The 21,381-nt window shown below is 74.4% G+C and carries 21 protein-coding genes; 6 read left to right on the top strand and 15 right to left on the bottom strand.

Annotated elements, in window-relative coordinates:
* Positions 1–9: 9 nt before the first annotated feature.
* The 3 genes from ACI799_RS14485 to ACI799_RS14475 form a co-directional block, all read right to left on the bottom strand.
* A complete protein-coding gene (locus tag ACI799_RS14485; protein WP_456613352.1) occupies positions 10–981 on the bottom strand; it encodes a carbohydrate ABC transporter permease in 972 nt (323 codons plus the stop codon).
* Complete coding sequence (locus tag ACI799_RS14480) at positions 978–1,856, bottom strand: carbohydrate ABC transporter permease (RefSeq protein ID WP_456590774.1); 879 nt, start codon at positions 1,854–1,856, stop codon at positions 978–980. The genes ACI799_RS14485 and ACI799_RS14480 overlap by 4 nt, the downstream gene beginning before the upstream one ends.
* Before the next feature lie 67 nt (positions 1,857–1,923).
* On the bottom strand, positions 1,924–3,234 hold the full coding sequence (locus ACI799_RS14475) for an ABC transporter substrate-binding protein (protein ID WP_456590773.1): 1,311 nt from the start codon (positions 3,232–3,234) through the stop codon (positions 1,924–1,926).
* Between the two features lie 305 nt (positions 3,235–3,539).
* On the opposite strand from ACI799_RS14475, the gene ACI799_RS14470 reads away from it, so the two are divergent.
* Both ACI799_RS14470 and ACI799_RS14465 read left to right on the top strand, forming a co-directional pair.
* Positions 3,540–4,544: a LacI family DNA-binding transcriptional regulator gene (locus ACI799_RS14470; RefSeq protein ID WP_456590772.1), complete on the top strand. Its 1,005-nt coding sequence runs from the start codon at positions 3,540–3,542 to the stop codon at positions 4,542–4,544.
* A gap of 29 nt (positions 4,545–4,573) precedes the next feature.
* Positions 4,574–6,964: a beta-xylosidase/alpha-l-arabinosidase gene (locus ACI799_RS14465; protein ID WP_456613351.1), complete on the top strand. Its 2,391-nt coding sequence runs from the start codon at positions 4,574–4,576 to the stop codon at positions 6,962–6,964.
* Positions 6,965–7,009: 45 nt separating this feature from the next.
* On the opposite strand, the gene ACI799_RS14460 is transcribed toward ACI799_RS14465, so the two are convergent.
* On the bottom strand, positions 7,010–7,903 hold the full coding sequence (locus ACI799_RS14460) for a LysR family transcriptional regulator ArgP (protein WP_456613350.1): 894 nt from the start codon (positions 7,901–7,903) through the stop codon (positions 7,010–7,012).
* Between the two features lie 73 nt (positions 7,904–7,976).
* On the opposite strand from ACI799_RS14460, the gene ACI799_RS14455 reads away from it, so the two are divergent.
* Positions 7,977–8,594, top strand: a complete 618-nt coding sequence (locus tag ACI799_RS14455; protein ID WP_456590769.1) for a LysE/ArgO family amino acid transporter — start codon at positions 7,977–7,979, stop codon at positions 8,592–8,594.
* Positions 8,595–8,606: 12 nt separating this feature from the next.
* Here the strand turns inward: ACI799_RS14455 and ACI799_RS14450 are convergent, their stop codons facing one another.
* Positions 8,607–9,452, bottom strand: coding sequence for a pseudouridine synthase (locus ACI799_RS14450; RefSeq protein ID WP_456595696.1), 846 nt, complete (start codon positions 9,450–9,452; stop codon positions 8,607–8,609).
* A 125-nt stretch (positions 9,453–9,577) separates the two neighbouring features.
* Here ACI799_RS14450 and ACI799_RS14445 point away from each other — a divergent pair, with 125 nt between their 5' ends.
* The gene (locus tag ACI799_RS14445; protein ID WP_456613349.1) at positions 9,578–9,979 is read left to right on the top strand and encodes a hypothetical protein; all 402 of its coding nucleotides are present in this window, start codon (positions 9,578–9,580) and stop codon (positions 9,977–9,979) included.
* Positions 9,980–10,011: 32 nt separating this feature from the next.
* Here ACI799_RS14445 and scpB read toward each other — a convergent pair whose 3' ends face one another.
* From scpB to ald, 6 genes are all read right to left on the bottom strand, one after another.
* A complete protein-coding gene (gene scpB, locus ACI799_RS14440; protein ID WP_456613348.1) occupies positions 10,012–10,845 on the bottom strand; it encodes an SMC-Scp complex subunit ScpB in 834 nt (277 codons plus the stop codon).
* Positions 10,842–11,684 (bottom strand): segregation and condensation protein A, encoded by an 843-nt coding sequence (locus tag ACI799_RS14435; protein ID WP_456590765.1) that lies wholly within the window; start codon positions 11,682–11,684, stop codon positions 10,842–10,844. The genes scpB and ACI799_RS14435 overlap by 4 nt, the downstream gene beginning before the upstream one ends.
* A gap of 75 nt (positions 11,685–11,759) precedes the next feature.
* Positions 11,760–12,278 carry a hypothetical protein gene (locus tag ACI799_RS14430; protein WP_456590764.1) on the bottom strand — a complete coding sequence of 173 codons (519 nt, stop codon included), beginning with the start codon at positions 12,276–12,278 and terminating at the stop codon, positions 11,760–11,762.
* Positions 12,275–13,180, bottom strand: coding sequence for a ParA family protein (locus ACI799_RS14425; protein WP_456590763.1), 906 nt, complete (start codon positions 13,178–13,180; stop codon positions 12,275–12,277). Before ACI799_RS14425 ends, ACI799_RS14430 begins: the two co-directional genes overlap by 4 nt.
* 209 nt (positions 13,181–13,389) lie before the next feature.
* On the bottom strand, positions 13,390–14,331 hold the full coding sequence (locus ACI799_RS14420) for a site-specific tyrosine recombinase XerD (protein WP_456613372.1): 942 nt from the start codon (positions 14,329–14,331) through the stop codon (positions 13,390–13,392).
* Positions 14,332–14,339: 8 nt separating this feature from the next.
* Positions 14,340–15,455, bottom strand: a complete 1,116-nt coding sequence (gene ald / locus ACI799_RS14415) for an alanine dehydrogenase (protein WP_456613347.1) — start codon at positions 15,453–15,455, stop codon at positions 14,340–14,342.
* A gap of 231 nt (positions 15,456–15,686) precedes the next feature.
* Here ald and ACI799_RS14410 point away from each other — a divergent pair, with 231 nt between their 5' ends.
* Positions 15,687–16,292 (top strand): hypothetical protein, encoded by a 606-nt coding sequence (locus ACI799_RS14410; protein WP_456613346.1) that lies wholly within the window; start codon positions 15,687–15,689, stop codon positions 16,290–16,292.
* 32 nt (positions 16,293–16,324) lie between these two features.
* On the opposite strand, the gene ACI799_RS14405 is transcribed toward ACI799_RS14410, so the two are convergent.
* The gene (locus ACI799_RS14405; RefSeq protein WP_456613345.1) at positions 16,325–16,477 is read right to left on the bottom strand and encodes a VOC family protein; all 153 of its coding nucleotides are present in this window, start codon (positions 16,475–16,477) and stop codon (positions 16,325–16,327) included.
* Positions 16,478–16,536: 59 nt separating this feature from the next.
* Between ACI799_RS14405 and ACI799_RS14400 the strand changes: the two genes are divergently transcribed.
* A complete protein-coding gene (locus ACI799_RS14400) occupies positions 16,537–16,662 on the top strand; it encodes a WCX domain-containing protein (RefSeq protein WP_456600064.1) in 126 nt (41 codons plus the stop codon).
* Positions 16,663–16,674: 12 nt separating this feature from the next.
* Here ACI799_RS14400 and ACI799_RS14395 read toward each other — a convergent pair whose 3' ends face one another.
* From ACI799_RS14395 to ACI799_RS14385, 3 genes are read right to left on the bottom strand one after another with little or no spacing between them, the layout of a single operon-like run.
* Positions 16,675–17,277: an NUDIX domain-containing protein gene (locus ACI799_RS14395; RefSeq protein ID WP_456590758.1), complete on the bottom strand. Its 603-nt coding sequence runs from the start codon at positions 17,275–17,277 to the stop codon at positions 16,675–16,677.
* The gene (locus ACI799_RS14390; RefSeq protein ID WP_456595705.1) at positions 17,277–19,013 is read right to left on the bottom strand and encodes a CTP synthase; all 1,737 of its coding nucleotides are present in this window, start codon (positions 19,011–19,013) and stop codon (positions 17,277–17,279) included. Before ACI799_RS14390 ends, ACI799_RS14395 begins: the two co-directional genes overlap by 1 nt.
* On the bottom strand, positions 18,988–21,375 hold the full coding sequence (locus tag ACI799_RS14385) for a hypothetical protein (RefSeq protein ID WP_456613344.1): 2,388 nt from the start codon (positions 21,373–21,375) through the stop codon (positions 18,988–18,990). The genes ACI799_RS14390 and ACI799_RS14385 overlap by 26 nt, the downstream gene beginning before the upstream one ends.
* Positions 21,376–21,381 lie beyond the last annotated feature (6 nt).

The raw sequence follows: 21,381 nt of genomic DNA, 5'->3' as shown, positions 1-21,381 counted from the left end.
GCGGCCGGGCTACTTGCCCGCGCCGGCGGTCAGGCCGCTCAGCAGGTAGCGGCGGCCGACCAGGTACAGGACGAAGATGGGGACGACCGACAGCGTCACCGCTGCCAGCAGAGCGGGGACGTTGGTGCCGAACTGGCCCTGGTAGTCCCACAGGCCCAGGGTCAGCACCCGCGTGCTCACCGACTGGGTGAGGACGAGAGGGAAGAGGAAGCCGTTCCACGCGGTGAGCGAGGTGAATACGGCCACCGTGGTGATCGCCGGCTTGGCCAGCGGGAGGACGAGGTGGCGCAGCGCCTGGAACGGCCCGGCGCCGTCGAGGGTCTGCGCCTCGTACAGCTCCTTGGGGATGTCGCGCAGGCTGTTGGTCATCACCAGCAGGGCCACCGGCATCGCGAAGGCCGCCGTCGGCAGGATGACCGCGAGCAGGGTGTCGTACAGACGCAGCTGGGTGATCATCAGGTACACGGGGATGATCGCGGCCTGCGCGGGGATCGCCAGCCCGACGAGCATGAGCGAGAAACCCCGCTGCACCACGCGCCCGGCGTTGCGGGCCACGGCGTAGCCGGCCGGGAGCGTGAGCCCGACGACGATGGCGATGGTGGCCACCGTGACGATCACCGTGTTCAGCAGGTACGTCGGGAAGTCTCCGGAGAGGACGGTCTGGTAGTTCTCCAGCGTCGGGGCCGGTGGCAGGGCCAGCGGGTTGTCCGACAGGTAGTCCGACCGGGTCCGGAAGCTGGCGGCGACCAGGAAGTAGAGCGGGACGGCGACGAGCGCCAGCCAGACGGTCGCGAGCAGCCCGGCGATGACGTTGGGGCGGCCGTGGGCCCGCCGCCGGTTCCGGATCCGCCGCCGCTGGCGCTCGGGCACCTCCGGCACCGGTGCGATCGGCGAGGGCGGCGCCTCCGCCGTCCGCACGCCCACCGCACCCGAGCGGCCGCCCGTCATGTCGTCGCCGCCCAGCGGCGCCCGGTCGCTCACATGCCCTCCTGCTGGCTCTGCATCTTGCGGAAGCCGGTCGCCGTGGTGACGGCGAGCGACAGGCCCGCGCCCAGGACCAGCAGCAGCACCGCGATGGCGCTGGCGTAGCCGAACTCGAACCCGCTGAACCCGGTGATGTACATGTGCAGCGGCAGGATGCGCGTCGCCGTCCCGGGCCCGCCGCCGGTGAGGATCAGGATGGTGTCGAACGTGGTCACCGAGCCGACGAGCATGAGGACCGTCGAGGTGACGACGGTGTACTTCAGCAGCGGCAGGGTGATGGTGAAGAACTGCCGGTAGCGACCCGCGCCGTCGAGGGTGGCGGCCTCGTAGAGGCTCTGCGGCACCTGGCGGGCGGCGGCTTGGTACAGCAGCGTGTGGAACGGGATGTACTGCCAGCTGATCACCCAGACCACGGTGTAGACGACGAGGTCGGTGTCGCCCAGGAAGTTGAACCGGTCCAGCAGCGGCAGCCCCTGGGTGACGCCGAAGTTCGGGTCCAGGACCGCGGCCCACAGCAGGGCGATCGCCGCCGTGGACAGCAGCAGCGGCAGGAAGAAGATCGAGCTCAGGACGGCCCGGTTGCGCTGGCGCCCGGCCGCCCAGACCCCGATCAGCATCGCGATCGGGGTCTGGACGACCCAGGTCAGCACCATGAACAGCAGCGTCAGCCGCAGCGAGGCCCACGCCCGGCCGTCCTCGACCAGGCGCGTCCAGTTCTGCGTCCCGGAGAGCTCGGGGAACCCGAAGCCGTTCCAGGAGGTGAAGCTGAGGTAGACGACCAGGACCATGGGCAGCACGGCGAACGCCCCGAAGAACGTGACCGCCGGTGCGAGGTACCAGCCCGAGGGCCGGTCCTGCCGGGTGATCGCCATCCGTGGTGCCCCTGTCCTGGTGCGCTGTGCCGTGTCGTGCATGGTGCGGTGCCGGGCCGAGGCCGGGTCAGACGCCCGACATCGCGTCGACGAAGCCCTGCGGCGTCTGGTTGCCGAGGAAGAACTGCTCCAGCTGGGTCAGCATCTCGGTGGCCTCGTCGGCCGGCAGGTCCTGGTCCCAGGACAGCTGGAAGTTGTCCGCCTCGGCCGTCGCGTCGTAGATGAACGTCGCGTAGTCGCCGTTCTCGGTCTCCGCCAGCTGGTCGCGGATGCCCTGCACCGGCGGCACGTCACCGGCCTCGATGAGGTCGGTGATGTACTCGTCCGAGGTGAGCTCCGTCCGCAGGTACTCGCGGGCGGCCTCCTTGTGCTCCGAGGAGCTGGTCAGCGAGTAGAAGTTCGACACGTTGCCCACCAGGTTCGACGGGTCACCGGCACCGCCCTCGATCGCCGGGAAGGTGGCCCACCCCAGGTCACCGGCCTCGACGAACTCGGGACTGTCGTTGAGCTGGTTGGTGTACTCCCACGAGCCCATGAGGTGGAATCCGGCGTCGCCCTGGGCCAGGATCGTGGATGCGCCACCCACGTCGTAGCCGACCGAGGCGAAGTCCTCGCCGAAGGCGCCGCGGTCGATGAGCTCGCGCAGCATCGTGAGCGATTCGAGGACGGCCGGGTGCTCCCAGGCGCCCTCCTCGCCGTCCCGGATGGCTTGGAAGACCTCCGGGCCGCCGACGCGGTCGAGGATGTACTCGATCCACATGAGCTCGGTCCACGCCTGGGTTCCGGCCAGGGCGATGGGCGTGACGCCCGCGGCCTTGAGCGTGTCCACGGCGGCGAGCAGCTCGTCCCAGGTCTGGGGCACCTGGACACCGGCGGACTCGAGCACGGCGTTGTTGTAGAAGAGCATCACCGGCTGCATGCCGCGCATCGGCAGGCCGTAGTTCTTCCCGTCGAGCTCGGCACCGGCGAGCACGCTGGGCAGGAAGGCGTCCCGCAGCTCGGGGTCGTCGTCCAGCAGCCCGGTGAGGTCCTCGACCTGGCCGGCGTCGACGTACTCCTTCAGGTTGCCGCCGCCCCAGTTGAAGAAGAGGTCCGGGGCGTTGGGCGAGCCGAGGGCGACCCGCAGCCGCTGCTTGTAGGGGTCGTTGCCGAACGTGGCGAGCTCCAGCTCACCGGCGTCGGAGTTCTCGTTGAAGCGTTCGATCGACGCTTCCTCGATCGGATTGAGGGCCGCGTCCTCGAGGGCCCACACCTGGCCGGTGCCGCCCTCGCCACCCCCTCCACCGGGACCGGAGGAGCCGCAGGCCGCGACCAGCGTGCCTGCCAGGACCAGAGCGCCGGCCTGAGTGGCCACGCGGGTCAGACGCCGGAGGGACATCCCACCGCCACCTTCCTGTTTCGTCGTTGAAAACCGAAAGTTTCGATCAGTTGCGAGAATGTAAGCCGCGTCACGAAGGGTGTCAACGGGGCCGTCACCGCGGCGTTATGAACCCTCGCCAGCAACCCCGGTGGCGCCGCGGAGGACGACGGGCTAGCGTCCGAGCCACCCGCGCGGGCTACCGCCGCTCCGAAACTTTCGATACCATCGCCGCTCCTGTCACAGTGATGCGAACCACTGGGCGGGTACCGCCGGCGCAGGTCCGGCGGGTTCGGCCCCCGGCGCTCACCCTCAGGAGGACGGCAGTGGCGACACCTCAGCTCGGCCGGCCGACGCTGGCCAGCATCGCGGCCGCGGCGGGCGTCTCGCTGCCCACGGTCTCCAAGGTGGTGAACGGCCGCCAGGACGTCTCCCCCGCCACCCGGGCGCACGTCCTCGCCCTGCTCGAGGAGCACAACTACGTCCCCGTGGCCCGCAGGTCCGCGAGCCCGGCCCGCCCGCTGGTGGACGTCGTGTTCACCGCGCTGGACAGCCCCTGGGCGGTGGAGATCCTGCGCGGGATCACCGAGAGCGGGCTGGACGTGGTGGTGGGCACCCTCGCCCGCGACCCCGGCGCCGACTGGGTGCAGGCCCTGATCAACGGGGGGCGGCAGGGCGCGCTCGTCGTCACCTCCCGGCTCACCGCCGCCGACCAGCGGCGGCTGGGCGGCTCGCACCTGCCCGTCGTCGTCATCGACCCGGTCGACATGCCGGGCCAGGACGTGCCCAGCGTCGGCGCGACCAACTGGGCCGGCGGGCTGGCCGCCACCGAGCACCTGGTGGAGCTCGGCCACCGGCGGATCGCGGTGATCGGCGGGCCGGAGGCGTTCCTGTGCAGCCGCGCCCGCATCGACGGCTACCGGGCGGCGCTGGAGCGCGCCGGCATCGGCGTCGACCCCGACCTGGTGCGGCACGGCAACTTCCACCACGAGGGCGGCTACGAGCAGGCCCGTCTGCTGCTCGAGCTGCCCGACCCGCCGACGGCGATCTTCGCCGGCAGCGACGAGCAGGCCTTCGGCGTCCTGGAAGCCGCCCGCCAGGCGGGCCTCTCGGTGCCGGCCGACCTCTCGGTCGTCGGCTTCGACGACCTGCCCATGGCGCGCTGGTCCTCGCCCCCGCTGACGACCGTGCGCCAGCCGCTGGCCGACATGGGCCGGATGGCCGGCCGCATGCTGCACGACCTCATCACCGGGGGGCAGCTGGACACCCAGCGCATGGAGCTGGCCACCCACCTGGTCCCCCGCGCCTCCACCGCAGCGCGCCCGCGCTGACCACTCACCGCACCCCTGGAGCCACCTCCTTGACCCAGCCCCCGGCCGCCGACGTCCCGGAGCCCACCCCGCTCCCCGGCCCCCCGCCCGCCGACTGGACCGACCCCGGCCGCCCCCTGCCCGAGCGGGTCCGCGCCCTCATGGCGGTCATGACGCTGGAGGAGAAGGTCGCCCAGCTCTACGGCGTCTGGACGGCGATCGGCGACGGCGAGGACGTCGCCCCCAACCAGCACGAGTTCAGCGAGCCGCTGCCGCCGTGGGAGGAGCTGACCAAGGCCGGCCTCGGCCAGCTCACGCGGATGTTCGGCACCGGCCCGGTCGAACCGCTCACCGCGGCGCGCGTGCTGGCCCAGACCCAGCGGGACCTGATCGCGAACTCCCGGCTCGGCATCCCGGCCGTGGCCCACGAGGAGTGCCTTGCCGGGTTCACCGCCTGGCAGGCCACGGTCTTCCCGGTGCCCCTGGCCTGGGGCGCCGCATTCGACCCCGACTCGGTGGCCCGGATGGCCGCCGCCATCGGGGCGCAGATGCGCTCGGTCGGCGTCCACCAGGGCCTCTCCCCCGTCCTCGACGTCAGCTTCGACCACCGCTGGGGACGCACCGAGGAGACCATCGGCGAGGACCCCTACCTGGTCGCCGTCCTGGGCAGCGCGTACACACGCGGCCTGGAGAGCACCGGCATCGTCGCGACGCTCAAGCACTTCGCCGGGTACTCGGCCTCGGGCGCCGGTCGCAACCACGCCCCCGTCCACCTGGGTCCCCGGGAGTTCGCCGACGTCGTGCTGCCGCCGTTCGAGACGGCCCTGCGCGAGGGTGGCGCCCGCTCGGTGATGCACTCCTACGCCGCCGTCGACGGCGTTCCACCGGCCGCCGACGAAGCGCTGCTCACCGGCCTGCTGCGCGACACGCTCGGCTTCGACGGCGTCGTCGTCGCCGACTACTTCGGCGTCTCCTTCCTGGAGGCGACCCAGGGCGTCGCCGGTTCCCCCGGCGAGGCGGCCGCGCTGGCCCTGGCCGCCGGCGTGGACGTCGAGCTGCCGACCGTGCGCTGCTACGGCGAGCCGCTGCTCGAGCTGGTGCGCACCGGTGCGGTGCCCGAGTCGCTGGTCGACCGGGCGGTCGAGCGGGTGCTGCGGCAGAAGGGCGAGCTCGGGCTGCTCGACGCCGGCTGGGACCCCGAGCCGGCGGTGCTCCGGGACTTCGGCACGCTGGACCTCGACCCGCCGGAGATGCGGGCGCTGGCGCGCACCATGGCCGAGCGCTCGGTGGTGCTGCTGGACAACACCGCCGGCGTGCTGCCGCTCCGGGCTCCGTCGTCGGTCGCCGTCGTCGGGCCCTGCGCCGACGAGGTGCTGTCGCTGATGGGGTGCTACGCCTTCCCCAACCACGTCGGGGTGCAGCACCCCGAGGTGCCGCTGGGCATCGAGCTGCCCACCCTGCTGGACGCGGTCCGAACCGAGTACCCCGAGGCCACGGTCACCACGGCGGCGGGCTGCCCGGTGCAGGAGCCCGACCGCAGCGGCATCGCCGAGGCCGTCGGCGTCGCCACCGCCGCCGACGTCTGCATCGCCGTCGTCGGCGACGTCTCCGGCCTGTTCGGCCGGGGCACCTCGGGTGAGGGCTGCGACGCCGAGGACCTGCGGCTCCCCGGCGCCCAGGCGGAGCTGCTCGACGCACTGCTGTCGACCGGCACCCCGGTGGTCGTGGTGCTGCTGAGCGGGCGGCCCTACGCGCTGGGCGAGGTGGCCGGCCGGGCCGCCGCGGTCGTGCAGGCCTTCTTCCCCGGCGAGGAGGGGGCGGGTGCGGTCACCGGCGTGCTGAGCGGCCGGGTCAACCCGTCCGGCAAGCTGCCGGTCCAGGTGGCGCGGACGCCGGGCGGTTCGCCGGCCACGTACCTGAGCCCGGCGCTGGCGCGCAGCAGCGGCATCAGCTCCGCCGACCCCACCCCGCTCTTCCCGTTCGGTTTCGGCCTGTCGTACACCAGCTTCGCCCTGGGCGACCTGCGGCTGGACGACGTCGCCGTCGGCGACTCCCCGGCGGAGGTGGCCACCGACGGCTCGGTGCGCCTGTCGTGCACCGTCACCAACACCGGGGACCGGGACGGCGCCGAGGTGGTGCAGCTCTACCTCTCGGACCCGGTGGCGAGCGTGGTGCAGCCGGTGCGCCGCCTGGTCGGCTTCGCCCGCGTGGAGCTCGCGGCCGGCACGTCGGCGCGGGTGGTGTTCACGGTGCACACCGACCGGGCGTCGTTCACCGGGCGCGACCTGCGCCGCATCGTGGAGCCGGGCGAGCTGGTGCTCGCGGTGGGCGCCTCCAGCGAGGACCTGCCGCTGTGCGCCCGGGTGCGGCTCACCGGTCCGGTGCGCGAGGTCGGGCCCGACCGGGTCCTCACCACGCCGGTGCAGGTCGGCACTCCCTGACGACGCCGGTCCCCGGCCCCGCGCGGTGCGGGAGCCGGGGGCCGGTCACGCCGGCTGCCGCAACCGTGCGCGGGCGGCCCCGATCAGTGCGTCGGCCGCCCGGTCCAGCGGTGCGGAGTGCAGCCGCCACTGCTGCCAGTGCAGGGCCACGTCGACGGCGCCCGCGGGGTCGAACGACCCGACCGCTCGCTCCCCTGCGGGCCGGGCGGCCGCCAGCTGGAGCTCCGGCAGCATGCCCCAGCCGAAGCCCAGGGTCACGGCGGTGAGGTAGTCCGCCGACGAGGGCACGTAGTGGACCGGCACGTCCGCCGTCGACGGCAGGTGGCGGCGCAGGTAGACGTGCTGGAGGTCGTCCCGGCGGTCGAACACGACCACCGGCGCCCGCGCCAGGGCCGCGGGGCGGGGGCCGTCGGGGAACCAGCGGTCGAGGAAGGCCGGCGCCGCGCACGGCAGGTACCGCATGGTTCCGAGCGGCGTCACCCGGCAGCCGGCCACCGGCTCGGCGTCGGAGGTGACCGCGGCCATCACCGTGCCGGCCCGCAGCAGCGTGCTGGTGTGCGTCTGGTCGGCGCTGTGCAGGTCGAGGCGCAGGTCAGCGGCGAGCGGGGCGAGCGCCGGCAGCGCCCAGGTGGCCAGCGAGTCGGCGTTCACCGCGAGCGGCACCACGGGCGGCCCGGACCCGGACGGGTCGAGCTGCCGGCCGGTGTCGGCGACGAGCAGGCCGACCTGGCGGGCGAGGCGCAGCACCGGCTCGCCGGCGGTCGTGACGGTCGCCGGCCGCCCGCGCCGCACCAGCACCCGGCCGGTGGCCTCCTCCAGCGCCCGCAGGCGCTGGGACACCGCGGACGGCGTGACGTGCAGCCGCCGTGCCGCCGCCTCCAGGGTGCCCTCGTCGACCACCGCCACCAGGGTGCGCAGCTGGGCCAGATCGATCTCCATGGACAGCAATGCTAATGCGGCTGAAGGATCTTTAGCTGGACTGCAGACGATCGGCGCTCCTAGCGTGGCGTCCGTGACGACGGGACTGCTGGCCGCGCTGGCCGGGCTGGGGCTGGGCCTCTCGCTGATCGTCGCGATCGGGGCGCAGAACGCCTTCGTCCTCCGGCAGGGGCTGCGCGTCGAGCACGTCGGCGCGGTCGTCGTGCTCTGCGCGGTGTCCGACGCCGTGCTCATCCTCGCCGGGGTCGCCGGCAACTCGTGGCTCAGCGCCCGCCTCCCCGACGCGATCACCGTCATCCGGCTCGCCGGCGCCGCCTTCCTGCTGGGCTATGCCGCGCTCGCCGCCCGGCGTGCTGTGCGCCCGTCGTCGATCGCCGTCGAGACCGGGGGCCTCCGGACCGGCCTGGCGGCCACCGTGGCCACCTGCCTGGCGCTGACCTGGCTCAACCCGCACGTCTACCTGGACACGGTGCTGCTGCTGGGGTCGGTGGCCGACAGCCACGGTGGGCGGAGGTGGTGGTTCGCCGCCGGCGCCGCCGTCGGCAGCGTGCTGTGGTTCAGCGCCCTCGGGTACGGCGCCCGGCTGCTGCGGCCGCTGTTCGCGCGGCCGGCCGCCTGGCGGGTGCTCGACGCCGGCATCGCCGTCGTGATGGCGACCCTCGGGCTCGGGCTGCTGGCCACGGCGCTGTGAGCCGCGGCGCGGTCAGAGCCCGACGAGCTCCTCGAGCGCACCGACCTCCGCGCGGGTGAGCTTCCGGATCGACCCGCTGCGCATCCGCTGGAGCTGGACCGGCCCGACGGCGGTGCGGGTCAGCCGCGAGACCGGAAGGCCGACGGCGGCGAGCAGCCGGCGGACGATGTGCTTGCGCCCCTCGTGCAGCACCACCTCGACCACGGACTGGCCCGCGTGGGTGTCGACGACCCGGAACGAGTCGACCGTGACCGGCCCGTCCTCCAGGTCGATCCCGGCGCGCAGCCGGCGGTGCAGGTCCCGCGGCACCGAGCCCGAGACCTGTGCCAGGTAGGTCTTGCGCACGCCGTACGACGGGTGGGCGAGCCGGTGGGCCAGCTCCCCGTCGTTGGTGACCAGCAGCAGGCCCTCGGTGTCCTGGTCGAGGCGGCCGACGTGCACCAGGCCCGGAGCCAGGTCGCCCACCATGTCGCCGATCGTGGGGCGGGCGCGATCGTCGCTCATCGCGGTGATGACTCCCGCGGGCTTGTTGATCGCGTAGGTGACGCGGTCGTCGCGGATCTCCAGGCGCGCGCCGTCCACGGCGATCTTGTCCTCGAGCGGGTCGACCCGCATGCCCTGCACGCGCACCTGCCGGCCGTTCACGCTGATCCGGCCGGCGTCGATCATCTCCTCGACCACCCGGCGCGACGCGACCCCGGCGCGGGCCAGCACCTTCTGCAGCCGCTCCCCCTGCCGCTCCCCCGGCTCCTCCGGCTCGGGGCGGTCACCGGGGTGCGCCGGGGCCAGCTCCATGTCCTCCGACCAGCCCTCGCCGGCCGCGGTCGTGCTCTCGTCGTTCGGGGTCGCGTCGCTCATCGCCGTCCAGTCTCCCACCCGCCCCCGGGCCGCCTCGCCGCGCTCCGCCCGGCCGTGCGCCACCTCACCGTGACACCCCGATCGGGGTACTGGTGGCCGCGGGCCGGCCGACCCAGGATGCGCACATGAGCAGCACGCGCAAGGTCGGCCTGGTCGTGGCCGCGACGGCGACGGCGGGGTGGGCGCTGTTCGCGGTCGCCATCGCGACCGGGGACCCCGACGACGGGGCGAACATCGGCGCCGGCCTCGCGGGCCTGCTGGCCCTCGCCCTGTCGGGGATCGCGCTGGTCGTCCTCCTCGTGTCCCTGCGGGCGCCGGGCGACGGATCGGGCAGCCGGCGCGATGCGCGGATCGGGGCGCCGCTGGCGGTGGTCTCCCTGCTGCTCCTCGCCGCGTTCTGGTTCGGCAGCGGCTCGGTGCCGTCCGTGGCGTCCGAGGACGCCCTGCGCATCGTGCTCGGCGCCGGGATCGTCACCTTCCTGGCCTCGGTCGCCTGCTTCGTGCCCCCGCGCCCTCCCCGGGCCTGACCGGGGTCCAGGCGCGGCACCGGTCGACCGGTTCAGGCGTCGGGGTGCTCGTCGAGCACCGTGGCGGTCTCCGGCAGCAGCGGCGCGAGCTCGGGCAGCTCGGCCAGGCTCGCCAGCCCGAGCCGTTCCAGGAACAGCGGAGTCGTCGCGTACAGCCCCCCACCGCTGTCGGGATCGGTGCCCACCTCGTGCACCAGCCCGCGCCCGATGAGGGTGCGCATGACGCCGTCGACACCGACGCCGCGGATCGCCGACACCCGGGCCCGGGTCACCGGCTGCCGGTAGGCGATCACGGCGAGGGTCTCCAGCGCGGCCTGGGTGAGCCGACTGCGCTGCCCCTCGCCGAGGTACCGCTCGACGACGGCGGCGTGCTCCTCGCGGGTGTAGAGCCGCCACCCCTCCCCCACCCGGCGCAGGCTGATGCCGGCCGAGCGGTCGTCATAGGCCGCCGCCAGCTCCGTCAGCCCCTGGCGGACCTGCTCGGGCGGGCAGCGCAGCGCCGCGGCCAGCGTCTCGTCGTCGACGGGGTCGTCGACGACGAACAGCAGGGCCTCCAGCCCGCCGCGCAGCTCGACCGGGTCCAGCAGCACCACCGCTTCCGGCTCCGGCTCCGGCTCCGGTTCGGGCGCGGGAGCGGGCGTTGCCGCGGGCGGGGACGCCGCCTCCTCGACGGGCACCGCCGGCACCGGCAGCTCCTCCACCGGGCGCTCGGCGACGCGGGCGGCGAGCTCGGCCGCGACGGCGTCCCAGGCGGCCGGGTCGGCATCCCCGCGCTCGGCCGCCTGCTCGCGGGTGGCGGCCAGCTCGGCAGCGAGCGACTCCCAGGAGATGGGGGCGGGGTCTGGGTCGGTGCGGTCGTCGGTCACCGGTACTCCTCGTCGGCGTCGGGGGCCGGGGCGCCGGCCGGATCGGGCACGCCCTCGCCGGTCCAGCGCACGTGCAGCTCGCCCAGCGGCGTGAGCTGCTCGAACACCACCCGCTGCTGGCGGTACAGCTCGAGCAGCGCGAGGAAGCGGGCCACCACCTCCAGGGTGTGCCCGCAGTCGGCGGTGAGCGCCCGGAAGCTCGACGTCCCCGCGCGCACTAGCTGGTTGCGCACCAGCAGCAGCTGCTCGGAGACGCTGACCGGGGGCGCGTGCAGGTGCGCGACGCTGACCGTCTCGGGCACCTTGGGGGCGAGAGCCCGGGCGGCCAGCGCGGCGAACTGCGCCGGCGTGATGTCCAGCAGCACCTCGGGGACGAGCTCGGCGAACCGCGGCTCCAGCGCCGCCTCGCGCGGGTGGCGGCGGGCGGCGTCGGCCTCGCGCTCGCGCAGGAACGCGGCCGCCTGCTTGTAGGCCTTGTACTGCAGCAGCCGGGCGAACAGCAGGTCCCGCGCCTCCAGCAGCTCGAGGTCCTCCTCGTCGTCGACGTCGGCAGCAGGCAGCAGGCGGGCAGCCTTCAGGTCGAGCAGCGTGGAGGCGACGACGAGGAACTCGCTGGCCTGGTCCAGGTCCAGCTCGTCGCCGAGCGCGCGCAGGTGGGCGATGAACTCGTCGGTGACCCGCGACAGCGCGATCTCGGTGACGTCGAGCTTGTGCTTGCCGATCAGCTGCAGCAGCAGGTCGAACGGGCCCTCGAAGTTGGTCAGCCGGACCGTGAAGCGGGCCGGAGCGGCCCCGTCGGCCTGATCGGCCGGCGGAACCGCTCCGGTGCTGTCGCTCACGAGCACCCACCGTAGGCGGCCCTCCCGCAGGGACCGGCCGCGAGCATGCGAGAGGCGGGGGTCAGGAGGGTCCTCTCACTTCTCTTTCAGCCGACGGACGAGGATCGCGTCGTCCCCGCGCTCGGCCAGGTCGGCCAGCAGCACCGACACCGCCTCGCGGACGATGCGGCCGCGGTCCGCGGCGAGGCCGTGGTGGGCGCGCAGCGTCAGCCGCGCGGACTCCAGGGCCAGCAGCTCGTCGGCGGAGATGTAGACGGTGATCTTCTCGTCGTGCTTGGTGCGCTCGGCCCGCCCGCGGGCGGGCCGCCCGCGGGTGGCGATCTTCGGCTGCAGCACCGGAGCCGGGGCAGGCTCGGCCGGCGCGGCGCGGAAGGCGGCCAGGTCGTCGCCGGGCTGCGCACCGCCCGGGACGAGGGTCAGCGCCGCGGCCGCCTCGGCGGGCGACTCCCCGACCCGGCGGGCGGCGCTGCGCAGCGCCGGGGAGCTGGCCGGGGTCGGCAGGCTGGGGAGTTCGGTGACCTCGGACGCCGTCGCTGCGGCGTCCGTCCGGCGGAACAGTTCCGACGCACCGGGCAGAACGGGCCGCCGAGTCACAGGGCCAGCACCTCCTTGGCGAGGTCGCGGTACGCCGCGGCGCCCGTCGACGTGGGTGCCCACGTGGTGATCGGCTGGCCGGCGACCGTGGTCTCCGGGAACCGCACCGTGCGCTGGATGACGGTCTGGAACACGGTGTCGCCGAACGCCTCGACGACCCGGCTGAACACCTCCCGGCAGTGCACGGTCCGGGAGTCGTACATGGTGGCGAGGATGCCGTTGATCTCCAGCGACGGGTTGAGCCGCTCCTTGACCTTGTCGATCGTGTCGACCAGCAGCGCCACCCCGCGCAGGGAGAAGAACTCGCACTCCAGCGGGATCACCACGCCCTGGGCGGCGGTGAGCGCGTTCACCGTCAGCAGGCCGAGCGAGGGCTGGCAGTCGATGAGGATGTAGTCGTACTCGTCGACCACGTCGGCGAGCACGCGCAGCAGGGTCTGCTCCCGCGCCACCTCGCTGACCAGCTGCACCTCCGCGGCGGAGAGGTCGATGTTGCTCGGCACCAGGTCCAGGCCCGGGATGTCCGTGGGCACCCGCACGTCCCGGAGGCTCGTGCGCCGCTCCATCAGCACGTTGTAGATGGTCCGGTCCAGGTTCTGCGCCGGCACGCCCAGCCCCACCGACAGCGCCCCCTGCGGGTCGAGGTCGATGAGCAGCACCTTGCGGCCGAACTCCACCAGCGCCGCACCCAGGTTGATGGTGGACGTCGTCTTGCCGACGCCACCCTTCTGGTTGCACATCGCGATGACGCGGGCGGGGCCGTGCTGGGTCAGCGGCTTGGGGTCCGGCAGGGGGCGCTGACGCGCCCTGGCCGGGTCCAGCCGCAGCGCGGCCGCCCCCATCTCGGGGTCGGTGTCGTGCGGGCGCGCGACGGCAGAGGCCGCGTCCGCTCGGATCGCCATGGGTAGTCGCCTCCAGCTCGAGCCCGTCCGGACGTTCCGGGTGCGGTCAGCCGTCCTGTCCGCTCGGGTGAGGAAGACGCTAGGGAGCTGGAGAAAGGTTCCCAAGGCGGCACGCCGTCGACGTGTCGACATGGCGACGAATGCCAACGCATGTGACTGCTCAAGCCGAGCAGACTGTCGATTCTGCTGAATCCGAGCGTTCCCTGCTGTCAGGTGAGCGCACGGGGGTGGCTGGTCGCGTAGACCTCGCGCAGCCGGTCGACGGTCACCAGCGTGTAGACCTGCGTGGTCGTCACCGAGGCGTGGCCCAGCAGCTCCTGGACCACGCGGACGTCGGCGCCGCCGTCGAGCAGGTGGGTCGCGAAGCAGTGCCGCAGCGTGTGCGGTGAGATCTCGCCCTCCAGGCCCGCCCGCTCGGCGGCCGTCCGCAGGATCGACCAGGCGCTCTGCCGGGACAGCGGGCCGCCGCGCACGTTGAGGAACAGCGCGCCGCCGCGCACTCCGGCCCGGCCGTTCGCGGCGAGCGCCGGGCGGGCCCGCACCAGGTACTCCTCCACGGCCCGCAGGGTGTAGCTGCCGACCGGTACCACGCGCTCCTTGCCGCCCTTGCCGGCCAGCCGGACGGCGCTCTGCCCACGGTCGAGGTCGTCCACCGCCAGACCGACGGCCTCGGAGATGCGGGCGCCGGTGCCGTAGAGCAGTTCCAGCAGCGCGCGGTCGCGCAACCCGCGCGGCCCCTCCAGGGCTCCGGCCGCCTCGATCAGCGCGACCACCGACTCCACGGGCACCGCCTTGGGCAGCCGACGGGCCGGCGTGGGCGGGCGCACCTCGTGGGCGACGTCGTCGGGCACCAGCCCGTCGAGGAGCGCGAACCTGTGCAGTCCGCGCACGGCCACGACCGCGCGGGCGGCGGAGGTCGCCGACAGGGGCGGGTGGTCGTCGTCGCCCCGGCGCAGTGCGGTCAGGAAGCCGGCGACGTCGGACTCGGCGACCTCCCGCAGGCCGCGCACGCCCGCCGCCGCCAGGTACTCGCTGTAGCGGCGCAGATCGCGGCGGTAGGAGGCGATGGTGTTGGCCGCCAGCCCCCGTTCCACGGTCAGGTGGTCCAGGTAGCCGGTGACGACGCGTTCGACGTCCGGTCCCGCGGACAGCGTGCTGGTCAGGGGAGCACCTCCTGGAGCGGGACGGCGGCCATGTCGTGGGCCTCGGCCACCTCGGGCAGCACCACGCTGCCACCGACCACGTTCACCCCGTGGGCCAGGGCCGGGTCGCGCCGGACCGCGGCGGACGTCCCCTCGGCCGCGAGCGCCATGACGTAGGGCAGCGTCACGTTGGTCAGCGCGTGCGTGGAGGTATTCGGCACCGCCCCCGGCATGTTCGCCACGCAGTAGAAGACCGACTCGTGCACGCGGAAGGTCGGGTCGTCGTGCGTGGTCGGCCGGGTGGCCTCGAAGCAGCCACCCTGGTCGACGGCGATGTCCACCAGCACCGACCCGGACCTCATCCGCGCCACCAGGTCGTTGCTCACCAGGGTGGGGGCCTTCGCGCCGGGGACGAGCACCGCGCCGATCACCAGGTCGGCGTCGAGCACGGCGCGCTCCAGCTCGTAGGCGTTGGAGGCGACGGTCTGCAGGTGCCCCTGGTAGATCCGGTCGGCGGCGCGCAACTTGTCGATGTCGCGGTCGAGGACGACGACCTCGGCCTGCATGCCGAGGGCGATCGCCGCCGCGTTCATCCCCGAGACGCCGGCACCGATCACCACGACCTTGGCGGCGTAGACCCCGGACACCCCGCCGAGCAGCACCCCGCGGCCGCCGTGCGCCCGCTCGAGGCAGTGGGCCCCCACCTGCGGCGCCATCCGCCCGGCGACCTCCGACATGGGGGCCAGCAGGGGCAGGGTGCCGTCGGCCTTCTGCACGGTCTCGTAGGCGATCGCCGTGGTCCCGGAGGCGACGAGCGCCTCGGTGCACTCCCGGGAAGCGGCGAGGTGGAGGTAGGTGAAGAGCGTCTGCCCGGCCCGCAGCCGGCCGTACTCCTCGGCGACCGGCTCCTTCACCTTGAGCAGCAGGTCGGCGTCGGCCCAGACGTCGTCGGCGGAGGCCACCAGCCGTGCGCCCGCGGCGGTGAAGTCCTCGTCCGGGATGGACGACCCCTCCCCCGCTCCCCGCTCGACCAGCACCGTGTGCCCGGCCCGCGTCAGCTCGGTGACACCGGCCGGGGTGAGCGCCACCCGGTACTCCCGGTTCTTGACCTCTCGGGGAACTCCGACCCGCATCGCTGGCTCTCCTGGTCCCGGCGGGGCGCTCCCCGAGGGTGACGGGGCACCCCACCGCATCGTGGGCCGCCCGGTCGGGGCGGGCCTCGCCGCGGAGTGTAGGCATGCCGACCGGCTCGGTACCGGCGCGGAAGCCGATTCGTGACCGCGCGCGGCCGGGGGGCCGGGCTGCCGCGCACACCCGGCTGGCCGACGATGACGGGGCCACCCGCCCTCCCGGAGGACCGCCCCATGCGCTTCTACGCCCAGCACCCCGCCCTGCGGGCACGTCAGCTGGCCGCCGACCTCGGCTTCCTGGCGTGGTCGGTGGTCTGGGTGCTCGTGGCACGGGCCGCGCACGGCGCCGTCCTGGTGCTGGCCGAGCCGGGACGGGCGGTCGAGGACCTCGGCCGGTCGGTCGCCGGCTCCATGGGCTCGGCCGCGGCGGCGGCCGAGGACGTGCCCGTGGTGGGCGACGAGCTGGCCGCGCCGTTCGGCGCGCTCGCCGGCGCCGGGGGCTCGGTGCTGGGGGTCGGGCAGTCGGCGCAGGACGCCGTCGGCACGCTGGCGACGATCCTCGCCGTCGTCCTCGTGCTGCTCCCCGTGGGCTGGCTGCTGCTGCGCTGGCTGCCCTGGCGGCTGCGGTACGCCCGCGAGGCGGGTGCGACCTGCACCCTGCTGGCGGGCACACCGGATCTCCACGTCCTCGCCGCCCGGGCCCTGGCGAACGCGCCGCTCCCCCGGCTCGCCGCGCTGCCTGCCGGCACGGGTGCGGCCTGGCACGCCGGGGACCCTGCCGCGGTGCGCGCCCTGGCCGCCGTGGAGCTCGCTCGGCTCGGCCTCCGGCTGCCGGGCTGACCGGCGCGACCCGGCACCGGCCGCGGAACCCGTCACGCCGGGGAGCGGCCCTCGACCACGTCGAGGTTGTGCTGGTTGGCCATGACCCCGAGCACGTTGCCGAAGGGGTCGACCACCGATGCGGTGACGTAGCCGGGGCCCCGCTCGACCGGCTCCTGGTGCACCGTCGCGCCCAGCGACAGCAACCGCTCGAACGCGGCCCGGGGACGGCCGGGCGCGGGTCCGCCTGGCCGCCCCGACGCCGTTGGACATCGCCCGCACGCTCGCCGGCTGGGGCGCCGACGTCGAGGTGATCGAGCCGGCGCCGGTCCGGGCCGAGCTGGCGCGGATCGGCGCCGAGCTCACCGGCCGCTACGCCGGCGCGCCGTGATCGGCGGCCGCCTCAGCCGGCGTCGACCGGGCGGAGCCGAGGGCCCGCCGCCCGCACCTGGGCAGCGGCCAGCAGCCCCACGACGGCGGCGACGTTGCGGATGTCGCCGTCGAACACCCGCTGGACCGCGTCGGCGAGCGGTACCCGCTCCACGGTCATGTCCAGCTCCTCGTGCTCCACGGTGAAGCCCTCGGGGCGGTCGACCTCGGTGAGCCCCTCGGCCAGGTAGACCAGCACCTGCTCGTCGCAGAAGCCGGGCGAGCTGTAGTGGGTGGTCAGCAGCGACCACCGCGCGGCCGAGAGCCGGACCTCCTCGGCCAGCTCCCGCTTCGCCGTCTCCAGCGGTGGCTCACCCTCCGCGTCGCGGAGCCCCGCCGGCAGCTCCCACAGGTAGCCGCCCACCGGGTGCCGGTACTGCCGCAGGAGGACCACCTCGTCGGTCTCGGTGAGCGCCACGACCGCCACCGCCCCCGGGTGGCGGACCACCTCCCGGACGCTGTCCCCGCCGCCGGGCATCGCCACGGTGTCCTTGACCAGGCGGATGACCCGCCCCTCGTACACCGGCTCGGTGGCCAGCACGCGGTACTCGTGGGCGTCCGGCTCGCCCTTGCCCATCAGATGCCGACCTTCTCCGCCTCGTCCACCGGCACCGGCAGCCGCGCCGACTCCTGGTAGTCGACGGCTGCCTGCACGAACGCCGCGAACAGCGGGTGCGGCCGGGTGGGGCGGCTCTTGAGCTCCGGGTGGGCCTGGGTGCCGACGAAGAAGGGGTGGACGTCGGCGGGGAGCTCGGCGAACTCCACCAGCGTCCCGTCCGGCGAGGTGCCGGAGAAGACCAGGCCGGTCTCGCTGAGCCGGTCCCGGTAGGCGTTGGCCACCTCGTAGCGGTGGCGGTGCCGCTCGGTGATCTCCGTCGACCCGTAGGCGCCGGCCACGACCGAGCCCTTCTGCAGCACGGCCGGGTAGCTGCCCAGCCGCATCGTGCCGCCCATGTCCCCGCGCCCGGCGACGACGTCGAGCTGGGTGGCCATCGTGGAGATGACCGGGTCGGGGGTGCTCGGGTCGAACTCGGTGGAGTTCGCGCCGGTGATCCCGGCCAGGTTCCGGGCGGTCTCGATGACCATGCACTGCAGGCCCAGGCACAGCCCCAGGGTCGGGATGCCGTTGACCCGGGCGTGCCGGATCGCGCCGAGCTTGCCCTCGATGCCGCGCACCCCGAACCCGCCGGGGATGCACACGCCGTCGGCGCCGGCCAGCGCCTTCTCCGCGCCCTCCTCGGTCTCGCAGTCGTCGGAGGCGACCCAGCGGATCTGCACCCGGCTGCGGTGCGCGAAGCCACCGGCGCGCAGCGCCTCGGTGACGGAGAGGTAGGCGTCGGGCAGGTCGATGTACTTGCCGACGAGCGCGATCGTCACGGTCTGCTTCGGGGCGTGGACGCGGTCGAGCAGGTCGCCCCACACCGTCCAGTCCACGTCGCGGAACGGCAGGCCCAGCCGGCGGACGACGTAGGCGTCGAGCCCCTCCCGGTGCAGCACCTTGGGGATGTCGTAGATCGACGGCGCGTCGGGGCAGGAGATGACCCCCTCGGCGTCGGTGTCGCACATCAGGCTGATCTTGCGCTTGAGGCCCTCGTTGATCTCGCGGTCCGAGCGGCAGACCAGGGCGTCGGGCTGGATGCCGATGCTGCGCAGCGCGGCTACCGAGTGCTGCGTCGGCTTGGTCTTCAGCTCGCCCGAGGGCGCGATGTAGGGCACCAGCGAGATGTGCAGGAAGAAGCAGTTGTCGCGGCCGATCTCGTGCCGCACCTGGCGGGCGGCCTCGAGGAAGGGGAGCGACTCGATGTCGCCGACCGTGCCGCCGATCTCGGTGATCACGACGTCGACGCGCTCCGCGCCGTCGGCACCGGCGAGGATGCGCGCCTTGATCTCGTTGGTGATGTGCGGGATGACCTGCACCGTGTCACCGAGGTACTCGCCGCGCCGCTCCTTGGCGATGACGTCGGAGTACACCTGCCCGGTGGTCACGTTCGCCCGGCCCGAGAGGTCGATGTCGAGGAAGCGCTCGTAGTGGCCGACGTCGAGGTCGGTCTCCGCACCGTCCTCGGTGACGAACACCTCGCCGTGCTGGAACGGGTTCATCGTGCCCGGGTCCACGTTGAGGTACGGATCGAGCTTCTGCATCGTGACCCGGAGGCCGCGGCTGGCCAGCAGGGTGCCGAGCGAGCTGGCGGTCAGGCCCTTGCCGAGCGAGGAGACGACCCCGCCGGTGACGAAGACGAACTTCGTCGGCTGGTTGTTGCGGAGCAGGACGTTGCTGCCCGAGTGATCACGTGTTCCCGACGGTCGATCCACGGGAGACGACCGTAACACGGTCGGAGCCCTCGGCCGGGCCGGAGTGCGCAGCGCCACCCGCGGACCCACCCGTCTCGCGCCGGCCGTCCTGCGGGCCCGCGACCAGCCACACCAGCAGCGGTACCAGCAGGGCCGCGGCGGTGGCGGGCAGCGCGACGCCGGAGTCGTTGACCGCCGCTCCGATGGTGAGGCTCAGCGCCACGGACAGGAGCGCGGCGCGCAGCACGGCGGCGTCCCCGGGTGGCAGGCCGGCCGGGCCCCGCGGCGGGCGGCCGGGCACGGTCGGCGCGCTGCGCAGCGGGCCACCGGGCCGGAGCAGCCAGACGGCGGCGACAAGCGCGACCGGCAGCATCCACGCCAGCGGGCTGCCCAGCAGGATGCCGATGTTGGCCTGGGCCTTGCGGCTCACCACCGTCCACGCCTCACCGTTGAGCACCTGCTCGACGAAGCGGCCCAGGTGGCTGCGCTCCGTCGGCGGCCCCGTCCAGTCGAGCACCGCCACCGTGCTCACCGCCACCACGGCGGCGGCGAGGATCACGCCCAGCCGGACGATCGTGACCCGCACGCCGGTCAGCAGCATGGCCAGGAGCAGGAAGCCGGGCAGGGCCGCCAGGACGCCTCCGAAGTCCCGCCCGAGGCCGGGTGCCCCGATCACGGCGACGACGAGCAGCCCGGCCCCCACCACCACGGCGGCCGTGCGTCTGCGCCGCCGCCGGGGGCTCGACCGGCGTGCGACCGCCGCGGCCAGCGCCGCGGTGACCGTCAGCGCGCTCACCGACAGCAGCCCGAAGCTGAGGTTGCCGTAGCCGGTGAACCGCCCGGCCACGATCGCGTCGTAGCCCAGCGGGCCGTTGAGCTCCATCGTCGAGCCGGTGAGCACGTCGCCGACGAGGGTGACCAGGGTCAGCGCGAGGACCGCCAGCGCCGGCCCCAGCCGGCGGCGGCGCCACGGGCCCAGGACGGCGAGCGCCAGCACTGCCAGGTCGGCGACGACCACCGCGGTCACCAGCGCCGGCAACGGCTCCCCGGCCCGTTCCCACGGCACCAGACCCGCGAGGTAGGTGGCCACCGGCAGCCCGGCGGCGGCCAGGCAGAGCAGGCGCAGCGCCCGGCGGACCGGCGGCCAGGCCCCGGGGCGGGCACCCCGCCGCCCGGTGCCGACGACCAGCACGCCCAGCCCGACGACGACAGCGCCGAGGAGCACGAAGGTCCAGAAGAAGACACCGGTGTTGCGGTGGTGGGTGAGCGCGGCGGTGTTGACCCGCTCGAGCTCGGCCACGGCCTCGGGCAGCGGCGGTCGCTGCCCGGTGCTCCGCCACGGCTGCCCGTTCATCGACGACGGCGGGTCCAGCCCGAGCGCTCGGAGGGCGGTGGGTGCCACGTCGATCAGCTGGACGAACGGCGTCCGGCCGGTGCTCGCCGAGGTCAGCCAGCCCGCGTCGAAGCCGGGTCCCGAGGCCATGCCGACGTGCAGCTGGGGCCGGCCGTCGTTGACCTCGGAGATGCCGGCGAGCAGCAGCAGGGTGTCGCCCGGGAGCGCGTCGACCGCGCCGCGCAGCCGCCCCAGCGCGTCGTCGATCCGGCCCAGGGCGGCCGCCCGCGGCTCGGGCCGGGTGCCGTCGTCGGTGGGCTCGGCACCGGGGGCGCCGGCGTCGGTGAGCTGGTCCAGGGAGACCAGGGTCAGCGGGCAGGAGTCCAGCACCTCGGCCAGCTCGGCGGGGTTCGCCACCAGGGTGGGCACCGTGGTGAGGGGCACCCCGTCCGCGGCGACGGCCAGCGCGGCGGCCCGGCCCGACACCGCGGCGCACCCGACGACCTCCCCCAGCGCGCCGGGCTGCGCGCCGAACCGGACGGTGCCCTCGTCCTCGGCGATCCGGGCGACGGTGGCCTGCGGATCGCCCAGCGCCACCGCGGCCACCCGCTCCTGGAGGCCGCACCGCGTGAGCGAGGTGTCCAGCCGGGGCTCCTCGGGGGCCGCCTCCTCGGGGCCGGCTTCCTCCCGGTCCCCGTCGGGCGCCTCCGGATCGGGCAGCGTGGGCAGCGGCACCGGTGGCAGCCCCTCGTCGGTGCCGGGGAAGCGCGCCCGGTTCCCCGCGCCGAGCGTGGCCCAGCCGTCGAGCAGGCAGGTGGTGGAGCGGGCGGCCCGCACCGACGTCGCTCCGATCGCCGACCCCTCCGCCAGCGCCCACAGCTGCGGCGTCGCCGTGGCGTCGACATCGGCCCACGTGAGCCCGGGCACCCCCACCACCACGACGCGGTCGGCGGCGTAGTCCTGCTGGTCGGCCACCGCACCCGCCCCGGTCGGCAGCCCGACCAGCAGCAGCAGGACCAGCGCCACGAGCGCCGCCGTCCTGCGTGCCACCCGCGT

It is taken from the genome of Blastococcus sp. SYSU DS0753 (assembly GCF_054051175.1).
The sequence above is the reverse complement of the archived record's forward strand: the minus strand, read 5'-3'. Positions and strand labels throughout refer to the sequence as shown.